The 20,363-nt window shown below is 59.3% G+C and carries 24 protein-coding genes; 15 read left to right on the forward strand and 9 right to left on the reverse strand.

Going from position 1 to position 20,363, the window contains the following annotated elements; all coding sequences use genetic code 11:
* Positions 1–161: 161 nt before the first annotated feature.
* Complete coding sequence (locus AB1462_RS18385) at positions 162–1,085, reverse strand: EamA family transporter (protein ID WP_259191112.1); 924 nt, start codon at positions 1,083–1,085, stop codon at positions 162–164.
* 76 nt (positions 1,086–1,161) lie between these two features.
* On the opposite strand from AB1462_RS18385, the gene AB1462_RS18390 reads away from it, so the two are divergent.
* From AB1462_RS18390 to AB1462_RS18400, 3 genes are all read left to right on the forward strand, one after another.
* Positions 1,162–2,088 carry a LysR family transcriptional regulator gene (locus AB1462_RS18390; protein WP_367247565.1) on the forward strand — a complete coding sequence of 309 codons (927 nt, stop codon included), beginning with the start codon at positions 1,162–1,164 and terminating at the stop codon, positions 2,086–2,088.
* A 27-nt stretch (positions 2,089–2,115) separates the two neighbouring features.
* Entirely contained in the window at positions 2,116–3,657 is a 1,542-nt protein-coding gene (locus AB1462_RS18395) for an EAL domain-containing protein (protein ID WP_090403998.1), read from the forward strand.
* Positions 3,658–3,854: 197 nt separating this feature from the next.
* On the forward strand, positions 3,855–4,220 hold the full coding sequence (locus AB1462_RS18400; RefSeq protein WP_027606583.1) for a histone-like nucleoid-structuring protein, MvaT/MvaU family: 366 nt from the start codon (positions 3,855–3,857) through the stop codon (positions 4,218–4,220).
* Between the two features lie 112 nt (positions 4,221–4,332).
* Here the strand turns inward: AB1462_RS18400 and AB1462_RS18405 are convergent, their stop codons facing one another.
* Positions 4,333–4,869 (reverse strand): DUF4946 domain-containing protein, encoded by a 537-nt coding sequence (locus tag AB1462_RS18405; RefSeq protein WP_090403996.1) that lies wholly within the window; start codon positions 4,867–4,869, stop codon positions 4,333–4,335.
* Positions 4,870–5,068: 199 nt separating this feature from the next.
* On the opposite strand from AB1462_RS18405, the gene gloA reads away from it, so the two are divergent.
* Positions 5,069–5,590 (forward strand): lactoylglutathione lyase, encoded by a 522-nt coding sequence (gene gloA / locus AB1462_RS18410; protein ID WP_053129696.1) that lies wholly within the window; start codon positions 5,069–5,071, stop codon positions 5,588–5,590.
* A gap of 64 nt (positions 5,591–5,654) precedes the next feature.
* Here gloA and ahpF read toward each other — a convergent pair whose 3' ends face one another.
* The 3 genes from ahpF to AB1462_RS18425 form a co-directional block, all read right to left on the reverse strand.
* Positions 5,655–7,220 (reverse strand): alkyl hydroperoxide reductase subunit F, encoded by a 1,566-nt coding sequence (gene ahpF, locus AB1462_RS18415; protein WP_367247568.1) that lies wholly within the window; start codon positions 7,218–7,220, stop codon positions 5,655–5,657.
* A gap of 130 nt (positions 7,221–7,350) precedes the next feature.
* On the reverse strand, positions 7,351–7,914 hold the full coding sequence (ahpC, locus tag AB1462_RS18420; RefSeq protein WP_003173835.1) for an alkyl hydroperoxide reductase subunit C: 564 nt from the start codon (positions 7,912–7,914) through the stop codon (positions 7,351–7,353).
* A 133-nt stretch (positions 7,915–8,047) separates the two neighbouring features.
* A complete protein-coding gene (locus AB1462_RS18425) occupies positions 8,048–8,980 on the reverse strand; it encodes a site-specific integrase (protein ID WP_090403991.1) in 933 nt (310 codons plus the stop codon).
* Positions 8,981–9,150: 170 nt separating this feature from the next.
* On the opposite strand from AB1462_RS18425, the gene AB1462_RS18430 reads away from it, so the two are divergent.
* Positions 9,151–10,158, forward strand: coding sequence for a DNA-binding protein (locus tag AB1462_RS18430; RefSeq protein WP_315336101.1), 1,008 nt, complete (start codon positions 9,151–9,153; stop codon positions 10,156–10,158).
* On the opposite strand, the gene gorA is transcribed toward AB1462_RS18430, so the two are convergent.
* Positions 10,159–11,517 (reverse strand): glutathione-disulfide reductase, encoded by a 1,359-nt coding sequence (gene gorA / locus AB1462_RS18435; RefSeq protein WP_367247571.1) that lies wholly within the window; start codon positions 11,515–11,517, stop codon positions 10,159–10,161.
* A gap of 99 nt (positions 11,518–11,616) precedes the next feature.
* Positions 11,617–12,456 (reverse strand): UTP--glucose-1-phosphate uridylyltransferase GalU, encoded by an 840-nt coding sequence (galU, locus tag AB1462_RS18440; protein ID WP_003212579.1) that lies wholly within the window; start codon positions 12,454–12,456, stop codon positions 11,617–11,619.
* A 310-nt stretch (positions 12,457–12,766) separates the two neighbouring features.
* On the opposite strand from galU, the gene AB1462_RS18445 reads away from it, so the two are divergent.
* Positions 12,767–12,952 (forward strand): hypothetical protein, encoded by a 186-nt coding sequence (locus AB1462_RS18445; RefSeq protein WP_017528082.1) that lies wholly within the window; start codon positions 12,767–12,769, stop codon positions 12,950–12,952.
* Positions 12,953–13,094: 142 nt separating this feature from the next.
* Positions 13,095–13,376, forward strand: coding sequence for a hypothetical protein (locus AB1462_RS18450; RefSeq protein ID WP_090403987.1), 282 nt, complete (start codon positions 13,095–13,097; stop codon positions 13,374–13,376).
* Between the two features lie 9 nt (positions 13,377–13,385).
* Here the strand turns inward: AB1462_RS18450 and AB1462_RS18455 are convergent, their stop codons facing one another.
* Together AB1462_RS18455 and AB1462_RS18460 are read right to left on the reverse strand one after the other, a co-directional pair.
* A complete protein-coding gene (locus tag AB1462_RS18455) occupies positions 13,386–13,616 on the reverse strand; it encodes a hypothetical protein (RefSeq protein ID WP_027606591.1) in 231 nt (76 codons plus the stop codon).
* A 20-nt stretch (positions 13,617–13,636) separates the two neighbouring features.
* Entirely contained in the window at positions 13,637–13,987 is a 351-nt protein-coding gene (locus AB1462_RS18460) for a hypothetical protein (protein WP_027606592.1), read from the reverse strand.
* 212 nt (positions 13,988–14,199) lie between these two features.
* On the opposite strand from AB1462_RS18460, the gene AB1462_RS18465 reads away from it, so the two are divergent.
* From AB1462_RS18465 to modC, 8 genes are all read left to right on the forward strand, one after another.
* Complete coding sequence (locus tag AB1462_RS18465; RefSeq protein ID WP_003173824.1) at positions 14,200–14,502, forward strand: DUF1883 domain-containing protein; 303 nt, start codon at positions 14,200–14,202, stop codon at positions 14,500–14,502.
* Positions 14,503–14,527: 25 nt separating this feature from the next.
* On the forward strand, positions 14,528–14,695 hold the full coding sequence (locus AB1462_RS18470) for a hypothetical protein (protein ID WP_367247573.1): 168 nt from the start codon (positions 14,528–14,530) through the stop codon (positions 14,693–14,695).
* A gap of 4 nt (positions 14,696–14,699) precedes the next feature.
* The gene (gene alkB, locus AB1462_RS18475; protein ID WP_367247574.1) at positions 14,700–15,365 is read left to right on the forward strand and encodes a DNA oxidative demethylase AlkB; all 666 of its coding nucleotides are present in this window, start codon (positions 14,700–14,702) and stop codon (positions 15,363–15,365) included.
* 75 nt (positions 15,366–15,440) lie between these two features.
* Positions 15,441–16,487 (forward strand): bifunctional DNA-binding transcriptional regulator/O6-methylguanine-DNA methyltransferase Ada, encoded by a 1,047-nt coding sequence (ada, locus tag AB1462_RS18480; RefSeq protein ID WP_315336111.1) that lies wholly within the window; start codon positions 15,441–15,443, stop codon positions 16,485–16,487.
* A gap of 105 nt (positions 16,488–16,592) precedes the next feature.
* Complete coding sequence (locus AB1462_RS18485) at positions 16,593–17,651, forward strand: NAD(P)H-dependent flavin oxidoreductase (RefSeq protein WP_367247576.1); 1,059 nt, start codon at positions 16,593–16,595, stop codon at positions 17,649–17,651.
* A 118-nt stretch (positions 17,652–17,769) separates the two neighbouring features.
* Positions 17,770–18,528, forward strand: a complete 759-nt coding sequence (gene modA / locus AB1462_RS18490) for a molybdate ABC transporter substrate-binding protein (protein WP_367247577.1) — start codon at positions 17,770–17,772, stop codon at positions 18,526–18,528.
* The gene (gene modB / locus AB1462_RS18495; protein ID WP_315336117.1) at positions 18,529–19,209 is read left to right on the forward strand and encodes a molybdate ABC transporter permease subunit; all 681 of its coding nucleotides are present in this window, start codon (positions 18,529–18,531) and stop codon (positions 19,207–19,209) included.
* Positions 19,209–20,294, forward strand: a complete 1,086-nt coding sequence (gene modC, locus AB1462_RS18500) for a molybdenum ABC transporter ATP-binding protein (protein WP_367247579.1) — start codon at positions 19,209–19,211, stop codon at positions 20,292–20,294. The genes modB and modC overlap by 1 nt, the downstream gene beginning before the upstream one ends.
* Positions 20,295–20,363 lie beyond the last annotated feature (69 nt).

Raw genomic sequence — 20,363 nt, forward strand, 5'->3', positions numbered from 1 at the left:
CGCACGCTGCGGGCGAGGAAGTCACCAAAGATGAGAGGGGAGCCGAGTAGCTTCATGGTTACATCAGTCTCTGACGGCCGAGGCTTGCGTGAGCGCAAGTTCATATTCTTGTATGCGTAAATTGATTCTACACAGCGTAATCGTATTTGTCCGAACTCTTATCAAATCCCCATTGCCCTGGCCTGTGCAAGGGGTTTGTTGCACAGGTAAATGCCCAGCAGGATGACGCTTGCGCCCGCCAGCATCGGCGCGGTCAGCTGTTCACCCAGCAGCAGCGCACCGCAGATCACTGCCGTCAGCGGGTTGAGAGCGATAAACACGCCGGCGCGCGTCGCGCCGATGCGCCGGATGCCATCGTAGTAACCGATGTACGCCAGCGCCGAGCCCAAAACGCCCAGGTAGGCCAGGCTCAACCACTGGGTCATCGCTAAGTGAACAAGCGCTTCCAGGCTGACGCTTGCCGTGGCCACTGCGGTCATGGTCAACATCAACGTACCCAGCAGCACCGACCAGGTCACCGTCTGCAACGGCCCCAGGCTTTGGTTGAGCCCACGGGCACACAGCGAATAAACGCCCCACCCTGCCACACAGCCAAGGATCAGCAGGTCGCCGATCCACGCATCGGCGGTGGCCTGCAATACCTGCGGGTTGCGACTGACAATGACCGTCCCGGCACCGACCAGGCACAGCAGGATACCCAACAGCTTGATCCGGCTGAGCCGCTCCTTGAATAACAGCCAGCTCGCCAGGCCGATTACCGCCGGGTTCAACGCCACGATCAACGAGGCCCGCGACGCATTGATGTACTGCAACCCGTAGAAGAAGCACAGGTTGTAGAAAAAAATCCCGAAGAAACCCAATAACGCCAGTTGCGCAAGTTGCCGGAGGTTCGGGCGTGTCAGGCGGATACGCGCGCAGACCATGAACAGCAACAACGCCAGGCTGGCGAGGATAAAACGCAGGCTGGCGGCCAGCAGCGGATTGAGCTGGTCGGCCAGGAAGCGACCGGCGACGAAGGTTCCGCCCCAGATCATGGTGACGGTGGCGAGTTTGCAATAAGTCAGGCGATCGGAGGTGGGGCGCATGAGGATGACTCAAGGGACGGAAGAATTCGCGTATTCTTTGGCTAATACCTGATCATCGTAAAATGAGCGTTTACTCATGACCCTGACCCAACTGGAAATCTTCTCACTGGTTGCCGAGCTGCAAGGCTTCACCAGTGCCGCCCACCGCTTGGGCATCAGCCAATCGGCGGTGTCCCATGCCATCAAGGCTTTGGAGCAGGAGCTGGGTGTGGAGCTGTTTCGGCGCCACCAGTCGCTGGTAGAGCCGAGCGACATCGGCCAGCAACTGCTCGGACGCGCCCGTGCCATGCTCGGCCTGGCCAACACCCTGCAACAAGAGGCGGCCGATGCCCGTGGCATGCGGTGCGGCACCTTGCGCATCGGCTCGTTCGGGCCGACCGCGTCGATTCGCCTGCTGCCGGCCATCCTCAGCGAGTTTCGCGCTGCCCATCCGGGGATTGAGGTGCATGTGGACGAAGGGCCCGACCGCCAGGTGCTGCAGTGGCTTGATGAGCGTCGGATCGACGTGGGTTTTGTGGTGCTGGAACAGGAGCGCTTCGACACCTTCGCCTTGTTCGAGGACCAGATGGTGGCGCTGCTGCCGGCGGGTCATCCCTTGGCTGCGCGAGACACACTGGCCCTGCAGGACCTGTGTGACGATGCCTTTATCCTGACCGAAGCCGGTTCCTCGGAATTGGTCACCCGTCTGTTCGACGCCGGCCAACTGCGGCCAAAGGTCCGTTACCGCTGCGCGCAACTGCTGAGCACCCTCGAAGCGGTCAGCCGCGGGGACGGGCTGAGCCTCGTCGCCGAAGCCTCGCTGCCCCAGGCACATGATCCGCGCTATGTGAGGCGACCGCTTTCGCCCAGAGTGCCGCGCCAGATTGGCCTGGCGGTGCTTGATCGGCGGCAGTCGTCGCCGGCCACCCTGGCCTTTATCGAGATTGCGCAAAGCCTGGGTAGGTCGAGCAAATTCCAGGCGGGCCATCTATCATCGATACATTCCTCACCGGCCTGCCGGTAAAGCCCCCTGAGCAACAGGCCTGAACCCATGCCTCTCACCGTCAAAGGCCCGCGAAAGCTCCTCACCCGCTATTCGATCAGCGTGCTGTCGGGTCTGCTGCCGATCCTGCTGGGTGTGGCCATCCTGTATTGGCAAGCCGAACGCACCCTTGAACAAAGCACGGCGCAAACCGCCCAGGAAGCCGTACGCCAATTCGACCTGATGCTCGACAATACCGCCCTCGCCGCCCAGGCCTTGCTGCCACTGGCCGGACAACCGTGTGACAGTGGCGCGCAACTGGCGCTGCGTGAACAAGTCACGCGCCGCCCGTTTGTGCGGGCGACAACCTTGTCCTGGCAGAAAAACATCTATTGCACCTCGCTGTTCGGCAGCAACTACGAGTCGCCGGTGAATCCGGATGACTACGTCGATGGGCGCCTGTGGTTGATGAACGGCAACCCGGTTACGCCGGACACCGCGCTGCTGGTCTACCGATTGGTCGACGGGGACAAAGCGGCGTTTGCCTCGATTGACGGCTATCACCTGACCAACGCCCTGCGTCTGATCAGCCGCTATGCGCAGCTTGTACTGCAAGTGGGGCCTCACTGGCTCGGCGCCGATGGCAACGTGCATGAGACTGCGGTCCCGGTATTTGCCGTGGCCCATCATCATCTGGCGTCCGAGCGCTATCACTACAGCGTGGATGCCGGCATGCCGGCCGGTGAGGTGTGGCGTTATATGCAGGCCCGCTACCCCGCGTTGTTCAGCCTGGTGGTGTTCTTTGGCGTACTCGCAGGCCTGCTCGCACACTGGCTGCAAAAGCGTTCCTCGGCGCCAACCCATGAGCTGCGGCGGGCGCTCGGGGCCAATGAGTTCATCCCGTACTTCCAGCCGGTGGTACGCGGCGACACCCGCGAATGGGCCGGTTGCGAAGTGCTGATGCGCTGGCAGCACCCCAAGGAAGGCCTGGTCCGGCCCGATCTGTTTATCCCGCTGGCCGAACATTCTGGCCTGATCGTGCCAATGACCCGTGCTCTCCTGCGCCAGACCGCCGCCCAATTGGCGCCCCACGCGATGCGGTTCAGCCCGGGGTTCCATATCGGCGTGAATATCACCGCGCGCCATTGCCACGACCTTGCGCTGGTGGAGGACTGCCGTGAATTTCTCGCTGCCTTCGCACCGGGCCAGGTGACCTTGGTACTGGAGCTGACCGAGCGCGAGCTGATCGAGCCCACGGATATTACCCGTCGACTGTTCGATGCCTTGCATCAACTGGGCGTGATGATTGCTATCGATGACTTTGGTACCGGTCATTCCAGCCTGGGTTATTTGCGCAATTTCAATGTGGACTATTTGAAGATCGACCAGAGTTTTGTCGCCATGATCGGTGCGGATGCACTATCGAGTCACATTCTGGACAGCATCATAGAATTGTCCGGAAAGCTGGACTTGGGCATCGTTGCAGAAGGTGTAGAGACCGCCGAGCAGTGCGAATACCTGGCCGCTCATGGTGTGGATTTCCTACAGGGTTACCTGTTTGGCAGGCCATTACCCAGCGATGAATTCATTAAAAACCTGACCAGCCATTGAATAGCCATGCACTAGCGGGTTGAAATAGTGTTAATAAGGCAAAAGACGTGATTTACTCGTGGTGGATTAACTACTACAATTTTTCTTGCCTGTGCAGAACTCGCAGGACGACTTCTTCTGTGAGTCGCCTTAACGCTATTGGCTTATAGCTTTGTCTGTAGTTGACATCAGCCAAATACACTATTGGAGTACAGATTTTGTCCAGACTCGCCGAATTTCGCGCAGCAGAAAAAGCCCTTCAAGAGCAGCTTGCCCAGCTGGAATCCCTGAAGAACGACGCCGGCCTGAAGAAAGAAATCGAATTCGAAGAAAAGCTTCAAGGACTGATGAAAACCTACGGTAAAGGCCTGCGTGACATCATCCTGATCCTTGATCCAAACCCGGGCAAGACCAGCGCTGCCGCCGCCAGCGCACCAAAACAGCGCCGTGCGCGCGTGGTCAAGGTTTACCACAACCCGCACACTGGCGAGCTGATCGAAACCAAGGGCGGTAACCACCGTGGCCTCAAAGCCTGGAAAGAACAGTATGGCGCCGCCACTGTAGATTCCTGGCTTCGCGGCTGATCACAACGCACTAACAAAGAGCCCCGCACATGCGGGGCTTTTTTTATTCAACGGTTCGAAGCCGAACTTAAATAACATTTCACCTTGCTCAACATCGACGGATGAAATGCACTTAAAGTTTGAGGCTGTCGCGCACCGAACTGACTTCATCCTTGCTGGCTTCGTAAGCTTCGGCTTGACCCGCGTATGAAAAAACATAGGCTTTATCGGTATCAACCGCCCCCACCAATGTTTGTGAAAGCACGTGCCGTCCATTCTCGGTAATCACACACGTAGTTTCCACGGCCTCAAGACGACTCAGTGTTGTCGAGTGCATCTTGCTGCACACACTTTGGTAACCACCCTGGGCAAAATCTTTCTGGATGGACTTGCGCATCTCCAGCAATACGCCCTGAAGATTAACGTTATGCCCGGCCTCGATCGGCGTGCCCGTCAACTCCATCACCATCAATGTGTTGCCATTTTCATCGTTCTTGATCGCACGCTGCCGCGAAACCGGCTGCGGTCTTGCCGGCGCGTCCGCGTCGGGCACCACTTCCTCCACCTGCCAGCCGCTGGGCCAATGAATTTCCGGGTCGCCCGCCCACACCCAGGGGCTGGCCAACAGCAAACACAGAGCGCTCAACAGCGGTGTACGACATTCGATCATTGCAAAAGATACCCAAGGTTCAAGCGCCAAAGTGTGAGCCCCGCCACCGGCTGGTCGCAAGACCCGTGCGCGCTTTTTCATTTGGCGCAGCAGACGGGCCTTGCGTATCATGGCCTGGCTGCACGGACGCCAGCCGCAAGCCAAGGGAACGCTCCTCTCACCTGGAGCCGCGTTTGCCTCATTTTTTTCTGGAGGGCCCATGAGCCTGCACGAACTGAACACCTTTCCGGGCGTCACCGCCCAACCTGACACCGCCACCTCGAACTTCGTGTTCAACCACACCATGCTGCGGGTCAAGGACATCACCAAGTCGCTGGATTTCTACACCCGCGTCCTGGGGTTTTCCCTGGTTGAAAAGCGCGACTTCCCGGAAGCCGAATTCAGCCTGTACTTCCTGGCCCTGGTGGACAAATCCCAGATCCCGGCCGACGCCGCCGCGCGTACCCAATGGATGAAGTCGATTCCGGGCATCCTGGAACTGACCCACAACCACGGCACCGAAAACGATGCCGACTTCGCCTACCACAACGGCAACACCGATCCACGTGGCTTTGGCCATATCTGCATCTCGGTGCCTGATATTGTCGCTGCGTGCGAACGCTTCGAAGCATTGGGCTGCGATTTCCAGAAGCGCCTGACCGATGGCCGCATGAAAAGCCTGGCCTTCATCAAGGACCCGGATGCGTACTGGGTCGAGATCATCCAGCCAGCGCCGCTGTAAGTTTTTAACGCACAACAAAAAACCCCATGATCACTCATGGGGTTTTTCGTTTCCGTGCCGGGGGTTACGCCGGAGCGGACGTACGGATCAGGTGATCGAAAGCACTCAGGGAAGCCTTGGCGCCCTCGCCGACTGCAATCACGATCTGCTTGTACGGCACGGTCGTCACGTCACCGGCGGCGAACACACCCGGCAGTGAAGTCTCGCCACGGGCATCGACGATGATCTCGCCACGCGGGGTCAGCTCCACAGTGCCTTTAAGCCAGTCGGTGTTGGGCAGCAAGCCGATCTGTACAAAGATGCCTTCCAGGTCGATGGTCTTGAAATCGCCAGTATCGCGATCCTTGTAGGCCAGGCCGGTGACTTTCTGGCCATCGCCTTTGACTTCACTGGTCAGCGCGCTGGTGATCACGTCAACGTTAGGCAGGCTGTACAACTTGCGCTGCAAGACCGCATCGGCGCGCAACTTGCTGTCGAACTCCAGCAAGGTCACGTGGCTGACGATACCGGCCAGGTCAATGGCCGCTTCAACGCCAGAGTTACCGCCGCCGATCACTGCCACACGCTTGCCCTTGAACAACGGACCATCGCAGTGCGGGCAGAAGCACACGCCCTTGGCCTTGTATTCCTGCTCGCCCGGCACACCCATTTCGCGCCAGCGAGCGCCGGTGGCCAGGATCACGGTCTTGGACTTGAGGGTCGCACCGCTTTCAAAACGAATTTCATGCAGGTCACCGGCGTTTTTCGCTGGGATCAGGCTGCTGGCGCGCTGCAGGTTCATGATGTCCACGTCGTACTGACGCACGTGGGCTTCAAGGGCGCTGGCCAGTTTCGGCCCTTCGGTTTCCTGTACCGAGATAAAGTTCTCGATGGACATGGTGTCCAGCACCTGGCCGCCAAAGCGTTCGGCGGCCACACCGGTGCGAATGCCTTTACGTGCTGCGTAGATGGCGGCTGCGGAACCGGCTGGGCCACCGCCGACAACCAGCACATCAAAGGCATCTTTGGCGCTGATTTTCTCGGCAGCTTTTTCAATGCCGCTGGTGTCGAGCTTGGCGAGGATTTCTTCCAGGCCCATACGGCCCTGGCCGAAGTTCACCCCGTTCAAGTAGACGCTCGGCACCGCCATGATCTGGCGCTCGTCGACTTCAGCCTGGAACAGCGCGCCGTCAATGGCAACGTGGCGGATGTTCGGGTTAAGCACGGCCATCAGGTTCAGCGCCTGGACCACGTCAGGGCAGTTCTGGCAGGACAGCGAGAAGTAAGTCTCGAAACTGAACTCGCCTTTAAGGGCGCGGATCTGTTCGATTACTTCGACACTGGCCTTCGACGGGTGGCCACCGACTTGCAGCAGGGCCAGCACCAACGAAGTGAATTCATGGCCCATGGGGATGCCGGCGAAACGCAGGCTGATATCGGCACCCGGGCGGTTGATGGAGAACGACGGCTTGCGCGCATCATCGCCATCGGTCTTCAGGGTAATCAGCGTGGTGAGGCTGGTTACGTCCTGCAGAAGGGCAAGCATTTCCTGGGATTTCGCGCCGTCGTCGAGGGAGGCGACGATCTCGATCGGCTGGGTGACCCGTTCCAGGTATGACTTCAACTGAGCTTTAAGATTGGCGTCCAACATACGGGCGATTTCCTATTAATTCGGTTTATTGCAGACAAAAAAACGCCCGAGCGACTCTCGCCCGGGCGTTTTGAGGGCGGATGCAGCTTACTTAAGTGCGGAGTTCCGCCCTTGATACGTCTTCACAGACTTAGATCTTGCCGACCAGGTCCAGGGACGGAGCCAGAGTAGCCTCGCCTTCTTTCCACTTGGCTGGGCACACTTCGCCTGGGTGGGCAGCAACATATTGAGCGGCCTTGATCTTGCGCAGCAGCTCGGAAGCGTCACGGCCAACACCGCCGTCGTTCAGTTCAACGATCTTGATCTGACCTTCCGGGTTGATCACGAAGGTACCGCGGTCAGCCAGGCCAGCTTCTTCGATCAGTACGTCGAAGTTGCGGGAGATGGTCAGGGTTGGGTCGCCGATCATGGTGTACTGGATTTTGCCGATGGCTGGCGAAGTGTTGTGCCAGGCAGCGTGGGCAAAGTGGGTGTCGGTGGAAACGCTGTAGATTTCGACGCCCAGTTTCTGGAATTCGGCGTAGTTGTCAGCCAGGTCTTCCAGCTCGGTTGGGCAAACGAAGGTGAAGTCGGCTGGGTAGAAGAACACTACCGACCATTTGCCTTTCAGGTCAGCGTCGGTCACATCTACGAAGTTGCCGTTTTTGTATGCGGTAGCTTTGAACGGTTTTACTTGGCTGTTGATGATAGGCATCGTTGACTCTCCGTCAGGGGTTAAGAAGTTGATGAGGTGAATCCTACCCACTCTCTCGGTGGATGGCTCATTGGCAAACCTGATGCTGATGATTGGTTTTCTCTATCAGGTGACGGTATTAATAGAAGAAATCTCAAAGCAGCGCTTGGGTGGCCAATGTCATGCCGAGAAAGGGCGTCGCTTCAACATAGCGCATGGCGGATTTCATGTCGCTCCAGCCGACGTAACTCATCAACGACTTCAAGTCCCAGCCGCTGCGATGGGCCCAGGTGGCAAACCCGCGGCGCAGGGAGTGACTGGTGTAGTGCTCGGCGGCGATGCCCGCACGCTCAAGCGCCTGGCGCAGCAGCGGGATCACGCTGTTGGGGTGCAAGCCCTCCTCGCCCAGGTTTCCCCAGCGGTCGATACCCCGGAATACCGGACCACGCACCAGCGCCGAGGCGCTGAGCCATTCACTGTAGGCCTGCACCGGACACAGGCGCAGCAGCGCCGGGGTGTGATAGGTCTTGCCGAGGTTGTCGCGGTCACTTTTGCTGCGCGGCAGATACAGGCTGATGCCGACACTGGGTGTGGCCTGCACGTGTTCGATACTTAACCGGCACAACTCATCGCTACGAAAACCGCGCCAGAAGCCCAGCAGGATAAGCGCAGTGTCGCGCTTGGCGCGCAGCAATCGCGGTGGGTCATGCGCCTCACTGGCCTCTCGCGCCTCAGCCTCAAGGCAGGCCACGACCTGCTCCAGATGCCTGAGCTGCAACGGCTCGGCCTGCTTCTCCTGCACCGGGTGCACGGCGCGAATCCCCTTGAGCACCTTGCGTACCACCGGCGCTTTCGTCGGGTCGGGAAAGCCCTGGCTGGTATGCCATTGCGCTAATGCCGAGAGCCGCAGCTTCAGGGTGTTGACCGCCAGCACGCCTGCATGCGCCACCAGATAACGCGCCACGCTGTCGCTGGTGGCCGGCAGAAACCCGCCCCAACTGACCTCGAAGTGTTCGATGGCCGCACGATAGCTGCGGCGCGTGTTATCGCGGGTGGCGGCGCTGAGGTAACGATCCAGATCGCTCATGGGAGGCCTATTCGTACTACTGGCAGAGGTAAAAGCGTTCCAAACACTACTGACACGGGATAATACGCCAATATCCCATCTGTTGAATCATGAATTTCAACGGGTTTTTATTCGTGATATAGTATGTATATACATAATACATACCACAGTACTAAATCGACGGAGACCCCATGGCTCGCGGCGGCATTAATAAAGCAGTAGTTCAAACGGCACGCCTGGCGATCCTAGCCCGTGGCGAGAACCCCAGCATCGACGCGGTACGCATCGAGATGGGCAATACCGGCTCGAAAACCACGATCCACCGCTATTTGAAGGAGCTGGACGACAGCGAGGCCCGCCTGACCATTACCGAAGCCCCGATTGACGACGAGCTTGGCGAACTGGTTGCACGCTTGGCGCAGCGCTTGAAGGAGAAGGCTCAAGAGCCAATCGACCTGGCCCTGGCGCAGTTCGAACAGCAAAAAACCGCCCTGCTCGCGCAGATCGAGACGCTTGAGGACGCTCACCGCGAACTCAAGCAACAATTCGATATTCAGGCGGCCGCACTGGCAGAAGAAAGCGCTGCCCTGCACACCACCAGCACCAGCCTGCAAACCGAGCAAACGCGCAACGCCGGGCTCAGCCAGGCCTGCAGTGATTACGAACTGCGGATCAATGACAAGGATGAACAGATTCGCTCGCTGGAAGAAAAGCACCTGCACGCCCGCGAGGCGCTGGAGCACTACCGAAATGCGATCAAGGAGCAACGCGAGCAGGAACAGCAGCGCCACGAAGGCCAGTTGCAGCAGGTACAGGCAGAACTGCGCCAGGCCCAGCAAAGTGCAATGGTTCGCCAGGATGAGATCACCCAGCTGCATCGCGACAATGAGCGACTACTGATCGAACAGCGAGTGACGACCAGGGAATTGGCTGCGCTGCAGGAAGAAACCCGCAAAGGCCAGGCGCAGCAACTGAAGCTGAGCGAACACGCGAGCCAGATCGACAGCGAGCGCACTCTGCTTCAGGAGCGTCTGCGGGTTGCCTTGCTTGAAAACGAGTCACGCCAACAAGCGTTGACAGAACACGCGCACACCAACAAGTGCCTGGAACTGGACCTTATGAAGGCCCATGCCACTGTCGAAGCATTGCGCCTGGCCGCCGCCGTTGCAACGGCGCCAGAGGCAATGCCACCAGCCTGATCAGCCCGCCACAGGCGTGCGCATGGTGACGAACTCTTCCGCCGCCGTGGGGTGTACGCCGATGGTTTCATCGAAGTGCTGCTTGGTCGCGCCGGCCTTGAGCGCAATCGCCAGGCCCTGGACGATCTCGCCCGCGTCCGGGCCGACCATGTGGCAGCCCAATACTTTGTCGGTGTCGGCGTCGACTACCAGCTTCATCAAGGTTTTTTCCTGGCACTCGGTCAAGGTCAGCTTCATCGGGCGGAAACGGCTTTCGAAGACCTGCACCTTGTGCCCGTTTTTCTTCGCCTCCTCCTCCGTCAAACCGACGGTACCGATATTCGGCAGGCTGAATACCGCTGTCGGGATCATTGCGTAGTCCACCGGGCGGTATTGCTCGGGCTTGAACAAGCGACGCGCTACTGCCATGCCTTCGGCGAGGGCGACCGGCGTCAGCTGTACGCGGCCGATCACATCACCGATCGCCAGGATCGACGCTTCAGTCGTTTCATACTGGTCGTTCACCTGGACAAAACCGCGCTCATCCAGTGTGACGCCGGTATTTTCCAACCCCAGGTTATCCAGCATCGGACGTCGGCCGGTGGCATAGAACACGCAGTCGGCCTCCAGCACACGACCGTCTTTCAAGGTGGCCTTGAGGCTGCCATCGGCTTGCTTTTCAATGCGTTCGATATCGGCGTTGAATTGCAGGTCGAGGCCGCGCTTGGTCAATTCTTCCTTCAGGTGCGTACGCACTGAACCATCAAAGCCCCTCAGGAACAGATCGCCGCGATACAACAACGAAGTTTGCGCACCCAGGCCATGGAAAATCCCGGCGAACTCAACCGCGATATAGCCGCCCCCCACCACCAGCACGCGTTTGGGCAACGCTTTGAGGAAGAACGCCTCATTGGAGCCAATCGCGTGTTCACGCCCCGGAATGTCCGGAATCTGCGGCCAGCCGCCGGTCGCAATCAAGATATGCTTGGCCGTAAAGCGCTCACCGTTGATTTCCACCTGGTGCGGGTCAACCAGGCGCGCATGACCTTCATGCAGGGTCACGCCACTGTTGACCAGCAGGTTGCGGTAGATGCCGTTCAGGCGGTTGATCTCGCGATCCTTGTTGGCGATCAGGGTCGCCCAATCAAAATTCGCTTCGCCCAGGGACCAGCCAAAGCCACTGGCCTGCTCGAAGTCCTCGGCGAAATGCGCGCCGTACACCAACAGTTTCTTCGGCACGCAGCCGACGTTTACGCAGGTACCGCCCAGGTAACGGCTTTCCGCCACGGCCACCTTGGCGCCAAAGCCCGCAGCAAAGCGCGCCGCGCGAACACCGCCGGAACCGGCGCCAATTACATACAGATCAAAATCGTAGGCCATTTCACTCTCCTCGGCAGGACATCAGCATACCGACTTACATGGGGCTGAAAAACGAAAAAGCCACCCGAAGGTGGCTTTTCAAACGCAGGCAAGCGTGAATCAGTAAGCTTTGCCAGTCTTGTAGAAGTGCTCGTAGCAGAAGTTGGTTGCTTCGATGTAGCCCTCGGCGCCACCGCAGTCAAAACGACGCCCCTTGAACTTGTAGGCAATCACACAACCGTCTTTCGCCTGTTTCAACAGGGCGTCGGTGATTTGGATCTCGCCACCTTTGCCTGGCTCGGTTTCTTCGATCAGCTTGAAGATGTCCGGGGTCAGAATGTAACGACCGATGATCGCCAGGTTCGACGGTGCATCTTCAGGCGCAGGCTTCTCGACCATGTCACGTACGCGGATCAGGCCATCACCAATGTCGTCACCGGCAATCACGCCGTACTTGTTGGTCTCTTGAGGATCAACCTCTTGAACCGCAACGATGGTGCAACGGTATTTCTGGTACAGCTTGACCATCTGGGTCAGTACGCCGTCGCCTTCCAGGTTCACACACAGGTCGTCCGCGAGGACTACGGCGAACGGCTCGTCACCAATCAATGGGCGACCGGTCAGGATGGCGTGGCCGAGGCCTTTCATCTGGGTCTGACGGGTGTAGGAGAACGAGCACTCGTCCAGCAGTTTGCGGATGCCGACCAGGTATTTTTCCTTGTCGGTGCCCTTGATTTGGTTTTCCAGCTCGTAGCTGATGTCGAAGTGGTCTTCCAGTGCACGCTTACCGCGACCGGTGACGATAGAGATTTCGTTCAGACCGGCATCCAATGCCTCTTCGACGCCGTACTGAATCAGTGGCTTGTTTACCACCGGCAGCATCTCTTTGGGCATGGCCTTGGTCGCTGGCAAGAAGCGAGTGCCGTAACCGGCTGCTGGGAACAAGCATTTCTTGATCATATAAGTCCTTACAAAGGGCTGTGCGTACGGAATTCGGCGCAGTCTAATCAGGCCGCAGTCACCTTACAATGGGTCCTGCTGGCGTTGCGATGTCATCATAGAGAAAAAATGTCGGCGTAAGTTCCGCTGATATTACAAAGAGCGACTCCGCCATCACACTAAAAAAAACCGCTTCCTCCTGTTTAAAGGGGTCTGCAACCCTTTTAACACGCTTTTCAGCCCAGAACACTGACCTGGAATAACTTGCGCGGCCCAGGGACATTTGGCGCTATCATTACGCCCTTGAATCAGACCACGAGATTGTTAATAGATGTCAGAACCAAAAGGCGTGAACGGCTACCTGATCACCAAGCGAGCGGATGGCTGGCACCTGATCAACTTCCATGGAGACAGCGTCGCGGGCGTTTTCGAAACCGAAAGCATGGCCATCGCGGTCGCCGAAGTATTTGTGGATGAAGCGGGCCACGCGTCGAGCAAAAGACCGAAGGGCAAGTAAGCCTCCAGGCCCTGCGCAAAAAGCCCCGACTTACGGGGCTTTTTTGGTTTTGCCTGTACCTAGATGGCAGTTCGCTATAATCTTCCAAAAACGCCCCACGACAGTGTCAGCGCCCCTCCCACACCCTCGACGACGAACACACATGAACAAATTTCTGGCACTGACTGCGGTACTGGCACTTGCCGGCTGTACCACGACTTCCGATGTCTACCTCAAAAACGGTGAGCAAGGCCTGACCATCGACTGTTCAGGCGAAGCCAACTCCTGGGCCAGTTGCTACGAGAAAGCCGAGGCCTCCTGCGCAGGCACCGGCTATCGCATTGTCGGCACCGAGGGCACACCATCGCTGAAAGAAAGCGACAAGACCCTGGGCCAGGATGTGGGCAACTACAAAAGTCGCAGCGTGGTGGTGGTCTGCAAGTAACCCTGAGGGTTACAGGTGAATCTCGGCAAATTTGATGCCCAGCTCACGAAGGATCTCGCTTAGCTCGTCAAGGCTGGCAAAGGACTCGACTTCATCCTGATCATCCACCAGAAAAAAGCTGCGCCCGCCGCTTTTCTTGAAGAAGACGATCCACTCGCCCAGGTCGGCTGGGTTCTGGATGACATGGGTGGCCGAGATTTCACCCTCGGCATGACGGGCTTTGACGTGTTCACGCTTCATATCTGCTTTCCCCAGCGGCCTCAACCGGAAATGCACTCTTCTCCGGCCTTCTTCACATCACCCGGACGGATCGGCACGTTCGACATGCTCTCGTAGAGCTTGATGCTGCTACCGCTGGAGCGCTCTTCAATTTCGAAAATAGCCGAAGGATCGGCGGAAAATTTCTGCGGCACGATGACCTGCACACCGTCTTTATGCGGTTCAATCTGCGGCGGCCGACGGGTGGCCGACAATTTTCTTACCACACACGCGGCGTACTCCTGGGGTTTTTTCCCGGAAATGACTGCCAACGTCGGCGGGGTCTGCTTGATATCTGCAACCGAAGCACACCCACCTATCGCCAAGGCCAGAACCAACACACTCCACTTCATACAAATCCTCCAATAAAGACCCTACGACAGCGGGGATGGTAATTTTCTCCCGCCCACGTAGGATTTATCCCTGATAACTCGGTAAATAACTGTTTTAAATTGTCGACGTCATTGAAGACGAGCCGATAATAAACACGCTGGGGCTGATAAACTCTATCTTAACCTACGTATCATTCTGATTTTTCAGAAAAAGCCCTTCTGGAGACACCCTCATGAAATTCATCCACCAGCGCGAGCACCTCAACGAGGGAGACATTGTCGTCATCGAGTGCTCGCAGACTTGTAATATTCGCCTGATGAGCGACGCGAACTTTCGCAGCTTCAAGAATGGCGGTCGCCACACCTACCACGGCGGCGCCTTCGATAAGTTTCCTGCCAAAATCACCGCACCCAGCACCGGGTTCTGGAACATCACCCTGGACGTGGTGACGCGTCGCGCGATCAGTGTCACCCGCAAGCCCGCGTTGTCCCACAAGATCCGCATCGTACGTCGCACCAGCACCAAGCTGAGCTGACTCGAAGACGCCACAGGAAATCACCGTGACTGCTACCACCAAATACGTGATCAAGTACAAGCTCAACGGCGAACGCCGCTTTGAGTTCGCCCAACTTACGAGCAATAGCGTGGAAGAGGCCCTGCAAGCCTTGTCGAAAATTCACGATGCCGGTGATGTGATCACCGACATCAACGTGAGCAAGGCGCTGTAAGGCAATGCCCGGCCCCACTGCAGACTTGTTCGCTGACGACGCCCTGCAACAGCCCGCAGGGCGTGAGCAAATTGGCGAACAGTCCTACGTGCTAAGGGGCTATGCCCTGCCCTGGATTGAGCGACTTCTGCCAGCGTTGCGCAGCGTGCTGGCTCAATCGCCTTTTCGGCAAATGGTCACGCCAGGTGGCTTTACCATGTCGGCGGCGTTGAGCAGTTGCGGCGCCCTGGGCTGGACCACCGACACCACCGGCTATCGCTACAGCCCACTGGACCCGCGCAGCCAGCAACCGTGGCCGGCCCTGCCTGACGTGCTGCGTGAACTGGCGGTATCAGCTGCGGCAGACGCCGGGTTCAGCGATTTCGACCCCGACGCCTGCCTGATCAACCGCTATGTGCCAGGCGCCAAAATGTCCCTGCACCAGGACAAGAATGAGCGCTGCTACAGCGCCCCTGTGGTATCCGTGTCCCTTGGCTTGGCGGCGATTTTCCTGTTCGGTGGTCATGAGCGTGGCGATCGAGCCCAAAAGATCTCGCTGTTCCACGGTGACGTGGTGGTCTGGGGCGGCGTCGACCGCCTGCGCTTTCACGGCGTGATGCCGATCAAGGAAGGCGTGCACCCGATCATGGGCCCGCAGCGCATCAACCTCACCTTTCGCACCGCCGGTTGATTTGACCGCAAGCTTCGGAGTGCCAGGCCAGCACGGCGAGGCTAATCTGGCCAGGATCCGTCAAGAGTGCCGACCATGACTACCGAACACGACCCGCGCTGGGCTGCAATCGTCGCCCGCGACCCCAAAGCCGATGCGCTGTTCGTCTACGGCGTGAAGACCACCGGCGTGTACTGCCGACCCAGCAGCGCCTCACGCTTGCCGCGCCCGGAAAATATCGAATTCTTCGACACGCCGGCGCAAGCCGAAGCGGCGGGTTATCGCGCGAGCAAACGTGCGGCCGGCGACCAGACCCAACGAGCAGCTCAGGATGCACAACGGGTGGCTGACGCGTGCCGCCATATCGAGCAGGCGGATACCCCGCCGAGCCTGAACGCGCTCGCCACCCTCGCCGGGCTTAGCGCCTTTCATTTCCACCGCATTTTCAAAGCCGTCACTGGCCTCACTCCCAAGGCCTACGCCAGCGCCCATCGCTCACAAAAAGTACGCGACGGGCTCAAGGGCCAGCATTCAGTGACCGATGCGCTGTACGGCGCAGGCTTCAACTCCAACAGTCGCTTTTATGAGTCGGCCAACCACTTGCTGGGCATGAAACCCAGTGACTACAAAGCGGGTGGCACCAACAGCGAAATTCTATTTGCGGTGGGGCAATGTTCGCTTGGGGCGATTCTGGTGGCCCGCAGCACCCGCGGCGTGTGCGCGATCCTGCTGGGGGATGACCCGGACCAACTGGTGCGTGACTTGCAGGATCAGTTCCCCAAGGCCGAGCTGGTGGGTGCTGACCACGATTTCGAACAGCTGATTGCCCACGTCATAGGTTTCATCGAGGCCCCCGCCCTCGGCCTGGACCTGCCGCTGGACCTGCGTGGCACGGCCTTTCAGGAGCGGGTGTGGCAGGCCTTGCGCGAAATCCCGGTGGGCAGCACAGCCAGCTATGCGCAAATCGCCCAGCGTATCGGCGCGCCTACGTCTTTTCGCGCGGTGGCCCAAGCCTGCGCGGCGAACAGCCTCGCGGTGGCGATCCCCTGTCATCGGGTGGTGCGCAGCAATGGCGATTTGTCGGGCTATCGTTGGGGGGTTGAGCGCAAGCGGCAGTTGCTGGACCGCGAACGAGACCACTGAAGCGCACGAAAAGCCCGCCTCGTCCAGTGAATAAAACAGACTGGCCGGGTGCCAGGTACCCTGCTAAAACAGCGAAAAACCTGACTGACGCTGGAGAAGCATCCGATGAGCACCTGGCCAGACACTCGCATTCTCGACCTGCTGGGCATCGACGTGCCCATCATCCAAGCGCCGATGGCCGGCGCTACCACGGCCGCCATGGTCATCGCCGCCAATGAAGCGGGCGCCCTGGGCTCGATGCCAGCGGCAACACTGAACATTGAGCAACTACGCGAAGCACTGACCCGCATTCGCCAGGCCAGTACGCGCCCGATCAACGTCAACTTCTTTTGCCACCAGCCCCCTGCAGCCGACGAAGCGCGTGATCGACGCTGGAAGGATCTGCTGGAGCCCTACTACCGCGAGCTGGGCGCCGATTTTGAGGCGCCAACGCCGGTGTCCGATCGCGCACCGTTCAACGACGCCGCGTGCCAGGTGGTTGAAGCGTTCCGGCCCGAGGTTGTCAGTTTTCACTTTGGCCTGCCGGAAAAACCCCTGCTGGACCGGGTAAAAGCCACCGGCGCCAAGGTGCTGTCGTCGGCCACCACCGTTGAAGAGGCGATCTGGCTGGAGCAGCACGGTTGCGATGCGATTATTGCCATGGGCATTGAAGCTGGCGGCCATCGTGGGATGTTCCTGAGCGACGACCTCAACAGTCAGATAGGCCTGATGGCATTGGTGCCGCAGATCGTCGACGCGGTGACCGTGCCAGTGATTGCTGCCGGTGGCATTGGCGATGCGCGTGGCATCGTCGCAGCCTTGGCATTGGGTGCTTCAGCGGTACAGATCGGTACGGCGTATCTGTTCACGCCCGAAGCCACGGTCACAGCCTCCCATCACCACGCGTTGCGCCACGCCCAGGCCAGCGAAACCGCCCTGACCAACCTGTTCACCGGGCGCCCGGCGCGGGGCATCGTTAACCGAGTAATGCGTGAGTTGGGCGCGATCAACCCCACGGCCCCCGCGTTTCCCAGGTCTGGAGGCGCATTAATGCCACTCAAGGCCAAGGACGAAGCAGGCTTCAGCAACCTGTGGTCCGGCCAGGCGCTGCGCCTGGGCAAAGACACAAGCACCTACGAACTGACCCGCGAGTTGGCCGGGCAGGCCTTGGCGAAACTCAAGTAGCGCCTTCACCTGTGGCAACTTTGCACTGTACCGGCAATGGCTAACCGCTATATATTCCCATACATAGCGGTCACGCCCTCTACCTATAACAAGCCGTACAACCCCAAGGAGCTGCTTCATGAAGATTCACGCCTCGCGCCTGGCCATTCTGGTCGCCGCCCTCGCCTTCGGTCCGGCGCACGCGGATGAAGTCCAAGTGGCTGTAGCGGCCAACTTCACCGCACCGATCCAGGCGATTGCCGCCGACTTCGAAAAAGACACCGGGCATAAACTGATCGCGGCCTACGGCGCCACCGGGCAGTTCTACACCCAGATCAAGAACGGCGCGCCGTTCGAAGTGTTCCTGAGTGCCGATGACACCACCCCGCAAAAGCTTGAAAACGAAGGCGACACCGTCAAAGGCTCGCGCTTCACCTACGCCGTGGGCACCCTGGCGCTGTGGTCGGCCAAGGACGGTTATGTGGACGCCAAGGGTGAGGTCTTGAAGAAGAACGAATTCAAGCACCTGTCCATCGCCAACCCGAAAGCCGCGCCTTACGGGCTGGCCGCCACCCAGGTACTGGTCAAGGAAGGGTTGACCGAGAAGGTCAAGGACAAGCTCGTCGAAGGCCAGAACATCACCCAGGCCTTTCAGTTCGTGTCCACTGGCAACGCCGAGTTGGGTTTCGTCGCCTTGTCGCAGATCTATAAAGACGGCAAAGTCACCAGCGGTTCGGCGTGGATCGTCCCGGCGGCCCTGCACGACCCGATCAAACAAGACGCGGTGATCCTCAACAAGGGCAAAGACAGCGCCGCAGCCAAGGCCCTGGTCGAGTACCTCAAAGGGCCGAAAGCCACTGCCGTTATCAAGTCCTATGGTTACGAGCTGGCCAAGTAAATGCCCCTGTCGAGTGCCGATTTTTCCGCGATCTGGTTGACCCTCAAACTGGCGTCGCTGACCACTGTGATCCTGCTGGTCATCGGCACGCCGATTGCCCTGTGGCTGTCGCGCACGCGTTCATGGTGGCGCGGCCCGATTGGCGCGGTGGTGGCCTTGCCGTTGGTGCTGCCACCCACCGTGATCGGTTTCTACCTGCTGTTGGCCATGGGCCCCCACGGCTACGTCGGCCAGTTCACCCAATGGCTGGGCCTGGGTACCCTCACCTTCAGCTTCGCCGGGCTGGTCATCGGTTCGGTGATCTATTCCATGCCGTTTGTGGTGCAGCCATTGCAAAACGCCTTCTCCGCCATCGGCACTCGCCCATTGGAAGTGGCCGCGACCCTGCGCGCCAATCCCTGGGACACCTTCTTCAGCGTCATCCTGCCTCTGGCGCGCCCGGGGTTTATCACCGCTGCCATTCTCGGGTTTGCGCACACCGTCGGTGAGTTCGGCGTGGTGCTGATGATCGGCGGCAATATCCCGGACAAGACCCGCGTAGTCTCGGTACAGATCTACGACCATGTCGAAGCCATGGAATATGCCCAGGCCCATTGGCTGGCGGGTTCCATGGTGGTGTTCGCGTTCCTCGTGTTGCTGGCGCTCTACTCCAGCCGTAAAACCAAGATGGGCTGGAGCTGATGTCGATGATCAATGTGCGCCTGAACGTGAAGTACCCAGGCTTTGCCCTGGACGTGGACCTGCAGTTGCCCGGCCGTGGGGTGACCGCGCTGTACGGGCATTCCGGCTCCGGCAAGACCACCTGCCTGCGCTGCATCGCCGGCCTTGAGCGTGCCGAGGACGGCTTTATCCAGATCAACGATGAAGTCTGGCAAGACAGCCGCAACGGGTTGTTCGTGCCCCCGCACAAGCGCGCGCTCGGCTACGTGTTTCAGGAGCCTAGCCTGTTCGCGCATTTGTCGGTGCGCGCCAACCTGGAGTTTGGCCTCAAGCGCATCCCGCGCCAGCAACGCCGCGTTGATATGGCCCAGGCCACCGAACTGCTCGGGATCGGTCATCTGCTCGATCGGCATCCCCAGCACCTGTCCGGCGGTGAGCGCCAACGCATCGGCATCGCCCGCGCCTTGCTGACCAGCCCCAACTTGTTGTTGATGGATGAGCCCCTGGCCGCCCTCGACAGCAAACGCAAAGGCGAAATCCTGCCGTACCTGGAACGCCTGCACGACGAACTGGACATCCCCGTGCTGTACGTCAGCCACGCCCAAGATGAGGTGGCGCGCCTGGCCGATCACATCGTCTTGCTCAGCGACGGCAAGGCCCTGGCCAGTGGTCCTATCGGCGAAACCCTGGCGCGGCTCGACTTGCCGATGGCGCGAGGGGACGACGCGGGCGTGGTGGTCAACGGCAACGTCAGCGCCTACGACGATCACTACCAACTGCTGACGCTGCAACTGCCCAACAGTGCCCAGCACCTGCGTGTCGCCCATGTTCCGCTGGCGCTGGGCAAAGCCCTGCGGGTGAAGGTCCAGGCGCGCGACGTCAGCCTCAGCCTGCAAGCCGAGGAACACAGCAGCATTCTCAACCGCCTGCCGGTGACGGTTACCCAGGAGATTGCCGCGGATAACAGCGCACATGTGCTGGTGCGCCTGGACGCGGATGGCACACCGTTGCTGGCGCGCATCACGCGTTTCTCCCGCGATCAGTTGCAACTGCATCCCGGCCAGACCCTATGGGCACAGATCAAGGCGGTCGCCGTGCTGGCGTAAAAAACCTTTTGGCACGACCGCATACGGCTGCGGTCAATCAGGCATACCGGTCTGATTTTTTGCCAAGGA

Origin of the sequence: Pseudomonas sp. SB113 (assembly GCF_040754745.1) — a bacterium.
Lineage (GTDB): Bacteria > Pseudomonadota > Gammaproteobacteria > Pseudomonadales > Pseudomonadaceae > Aquipseudomonas > Aquipseudomonas grimontii.

Bases quoted from the DNA above. Each gene is read 5' to 3' on its own strand.
- galU (WP_003212579.1), bottom strand. From the start codon at position 12,456: ATGATCAAGAAATGCTTGTTCCCAGCAGCCGGTTACGGCACTCGCTTC.
- AB1462_RS18450 (WP_090403987.1), top strand. From the start codon at position 13,095: ATGAACAAATTTCTGGCACTGACTGCGGTACTGGCACTTGCCGGCTGT.
- AB1462_RS18445 (WP_017528082.1), top strand. From the start codon at position 12,767: ATGTCAGAACCAAAAGGCGTGAACGGCTACCTGATCACCAAGCGAGCG.
- ada (WP_315336111.1), top strand. From the start codon at position 15,441: ATGACTACCGAACACGACCCGCGCTGGGCTGCAATCGTCGCCCGCGAC.
- AB1462_RS18390 (WP_367247565.1), top strand. From the start codon at position 1,162: ATGACCCTGACCCAACTGGAAATCTTCTCACTGGTTGCCGAGCTGCAA.
- alkB (WP_367247574.1), top strand. From the start codon at position 14,700: ATGCCCGGCCCCACTGCAGACTTGTTCGCTGACGACGCCCTGCAACAG.
- AB1462_RS18430 (WP_315336101.1), top strand. From the start codon at position 9,151: ATGGCTCGCGGCGGCATTAATAAAGCAGTAGTTCAAACGGCACGCCTG.
- AB1462_RS18465 (WP_003173824.1), top strand. From the start codon at position 14,200: ATGAAATTCATCCACCAGCGCGAGCACCTCAACGAGGGAGACATTGTC.
- modA (WP_367247577.1), top strand. From the start codon at position 17,770: ATGAAGATTCACGCCTCGCGCCTGGCCATTCTGGTCGCCGCCCTCGCC.
- AB1462_RS18405 (WP_090403996.1), bottom strand. From the start codon at position 4,869: ATGATCGAATGTCGTACACCGCTGTTGAGCGCTCTGTGTTTGCTGTTG.
- AB1462_RS18460 (WP_027606592.1), bottom strand. From the start codon at position 13,987: ATGAAGTGGAGTGTGTTGGTTCTGGCCTTGGCGATAGGTGGGTGTGCT.
- AB1462_RS18485 (WP_367247576.1), top strand. From the start codon at position 16,593: ATGAGCACCTGGCCAGACACTCGCATTCTCGACCTGCTGGGCATCGAC.
- gorA (WP_367247571.1), bottom strand. From the start codon at position 11,517: ATGGCCTACGATTTTGATCTGTATGTAATTGGCGCCGGTTCCGGCGGT.
- AB1462_RS18385 (WP_259191112.1), bottom strand. From the start codon at position 1,085: ATGCGCCCCACCTCCGATCGCCTGACTTATTGCAAACTCGCCACCGTC.
- AB1462_RS18395 (WP_090403998.1), top strand. From the start codon at position 2,116: ATGCCTCTCACCGTCAAAGGCCCGCGAAAGCTCCTCACCCGCTATTCG.
- gloA (WP_053129696.1), top strand. From the start codon at position 5,069: ATGAGCCTGCACGAACTGAACACCTTTCCGGGCGTCACCGCCCAACCT.
- ahpC (WP_003173835.1), bottom strand. From the start codon at position 7,914: ATGCCTATCATCAACAGCCAAGTAAAACCGTTCAAAGCTACCGCATAC.
- AB1462_RS18425 (WP_090403991.1), bottom strand. From the start codon at position 8,980: ATGAGCGATCTGGATCGTTACCTCAGCGCCGCCACCCGCGATAACACG.
- ahpF (WP_367247568.1), bottom strand. From the start codon at position 7,220: ATGTTGGACGCCAATCTTAAAGCTCAGTTGAAGTCATACCTGGAACGG.
- modB (WP_315336117.1), top strand. From the start codon at position 18,529: ATGCCCCTGTCGAGTGCCGATTTTTCCGCGATCTGGTTGACCCTCAAA.
- AB1462_RS18455 (WP_027606591.1), bottom strand. From the start codon at position 13,616: ATGAAGCGTGAACACGTCAAAGCCCGTCATGCCGAGGGTGAAATCTCG.
- modC (WP_367247579.1), top strand. From the start codon at position 19,209: ATGTCGATGATCAATGTGCGCCTGAACGTGAAGTACCCAGGCTTTGCC.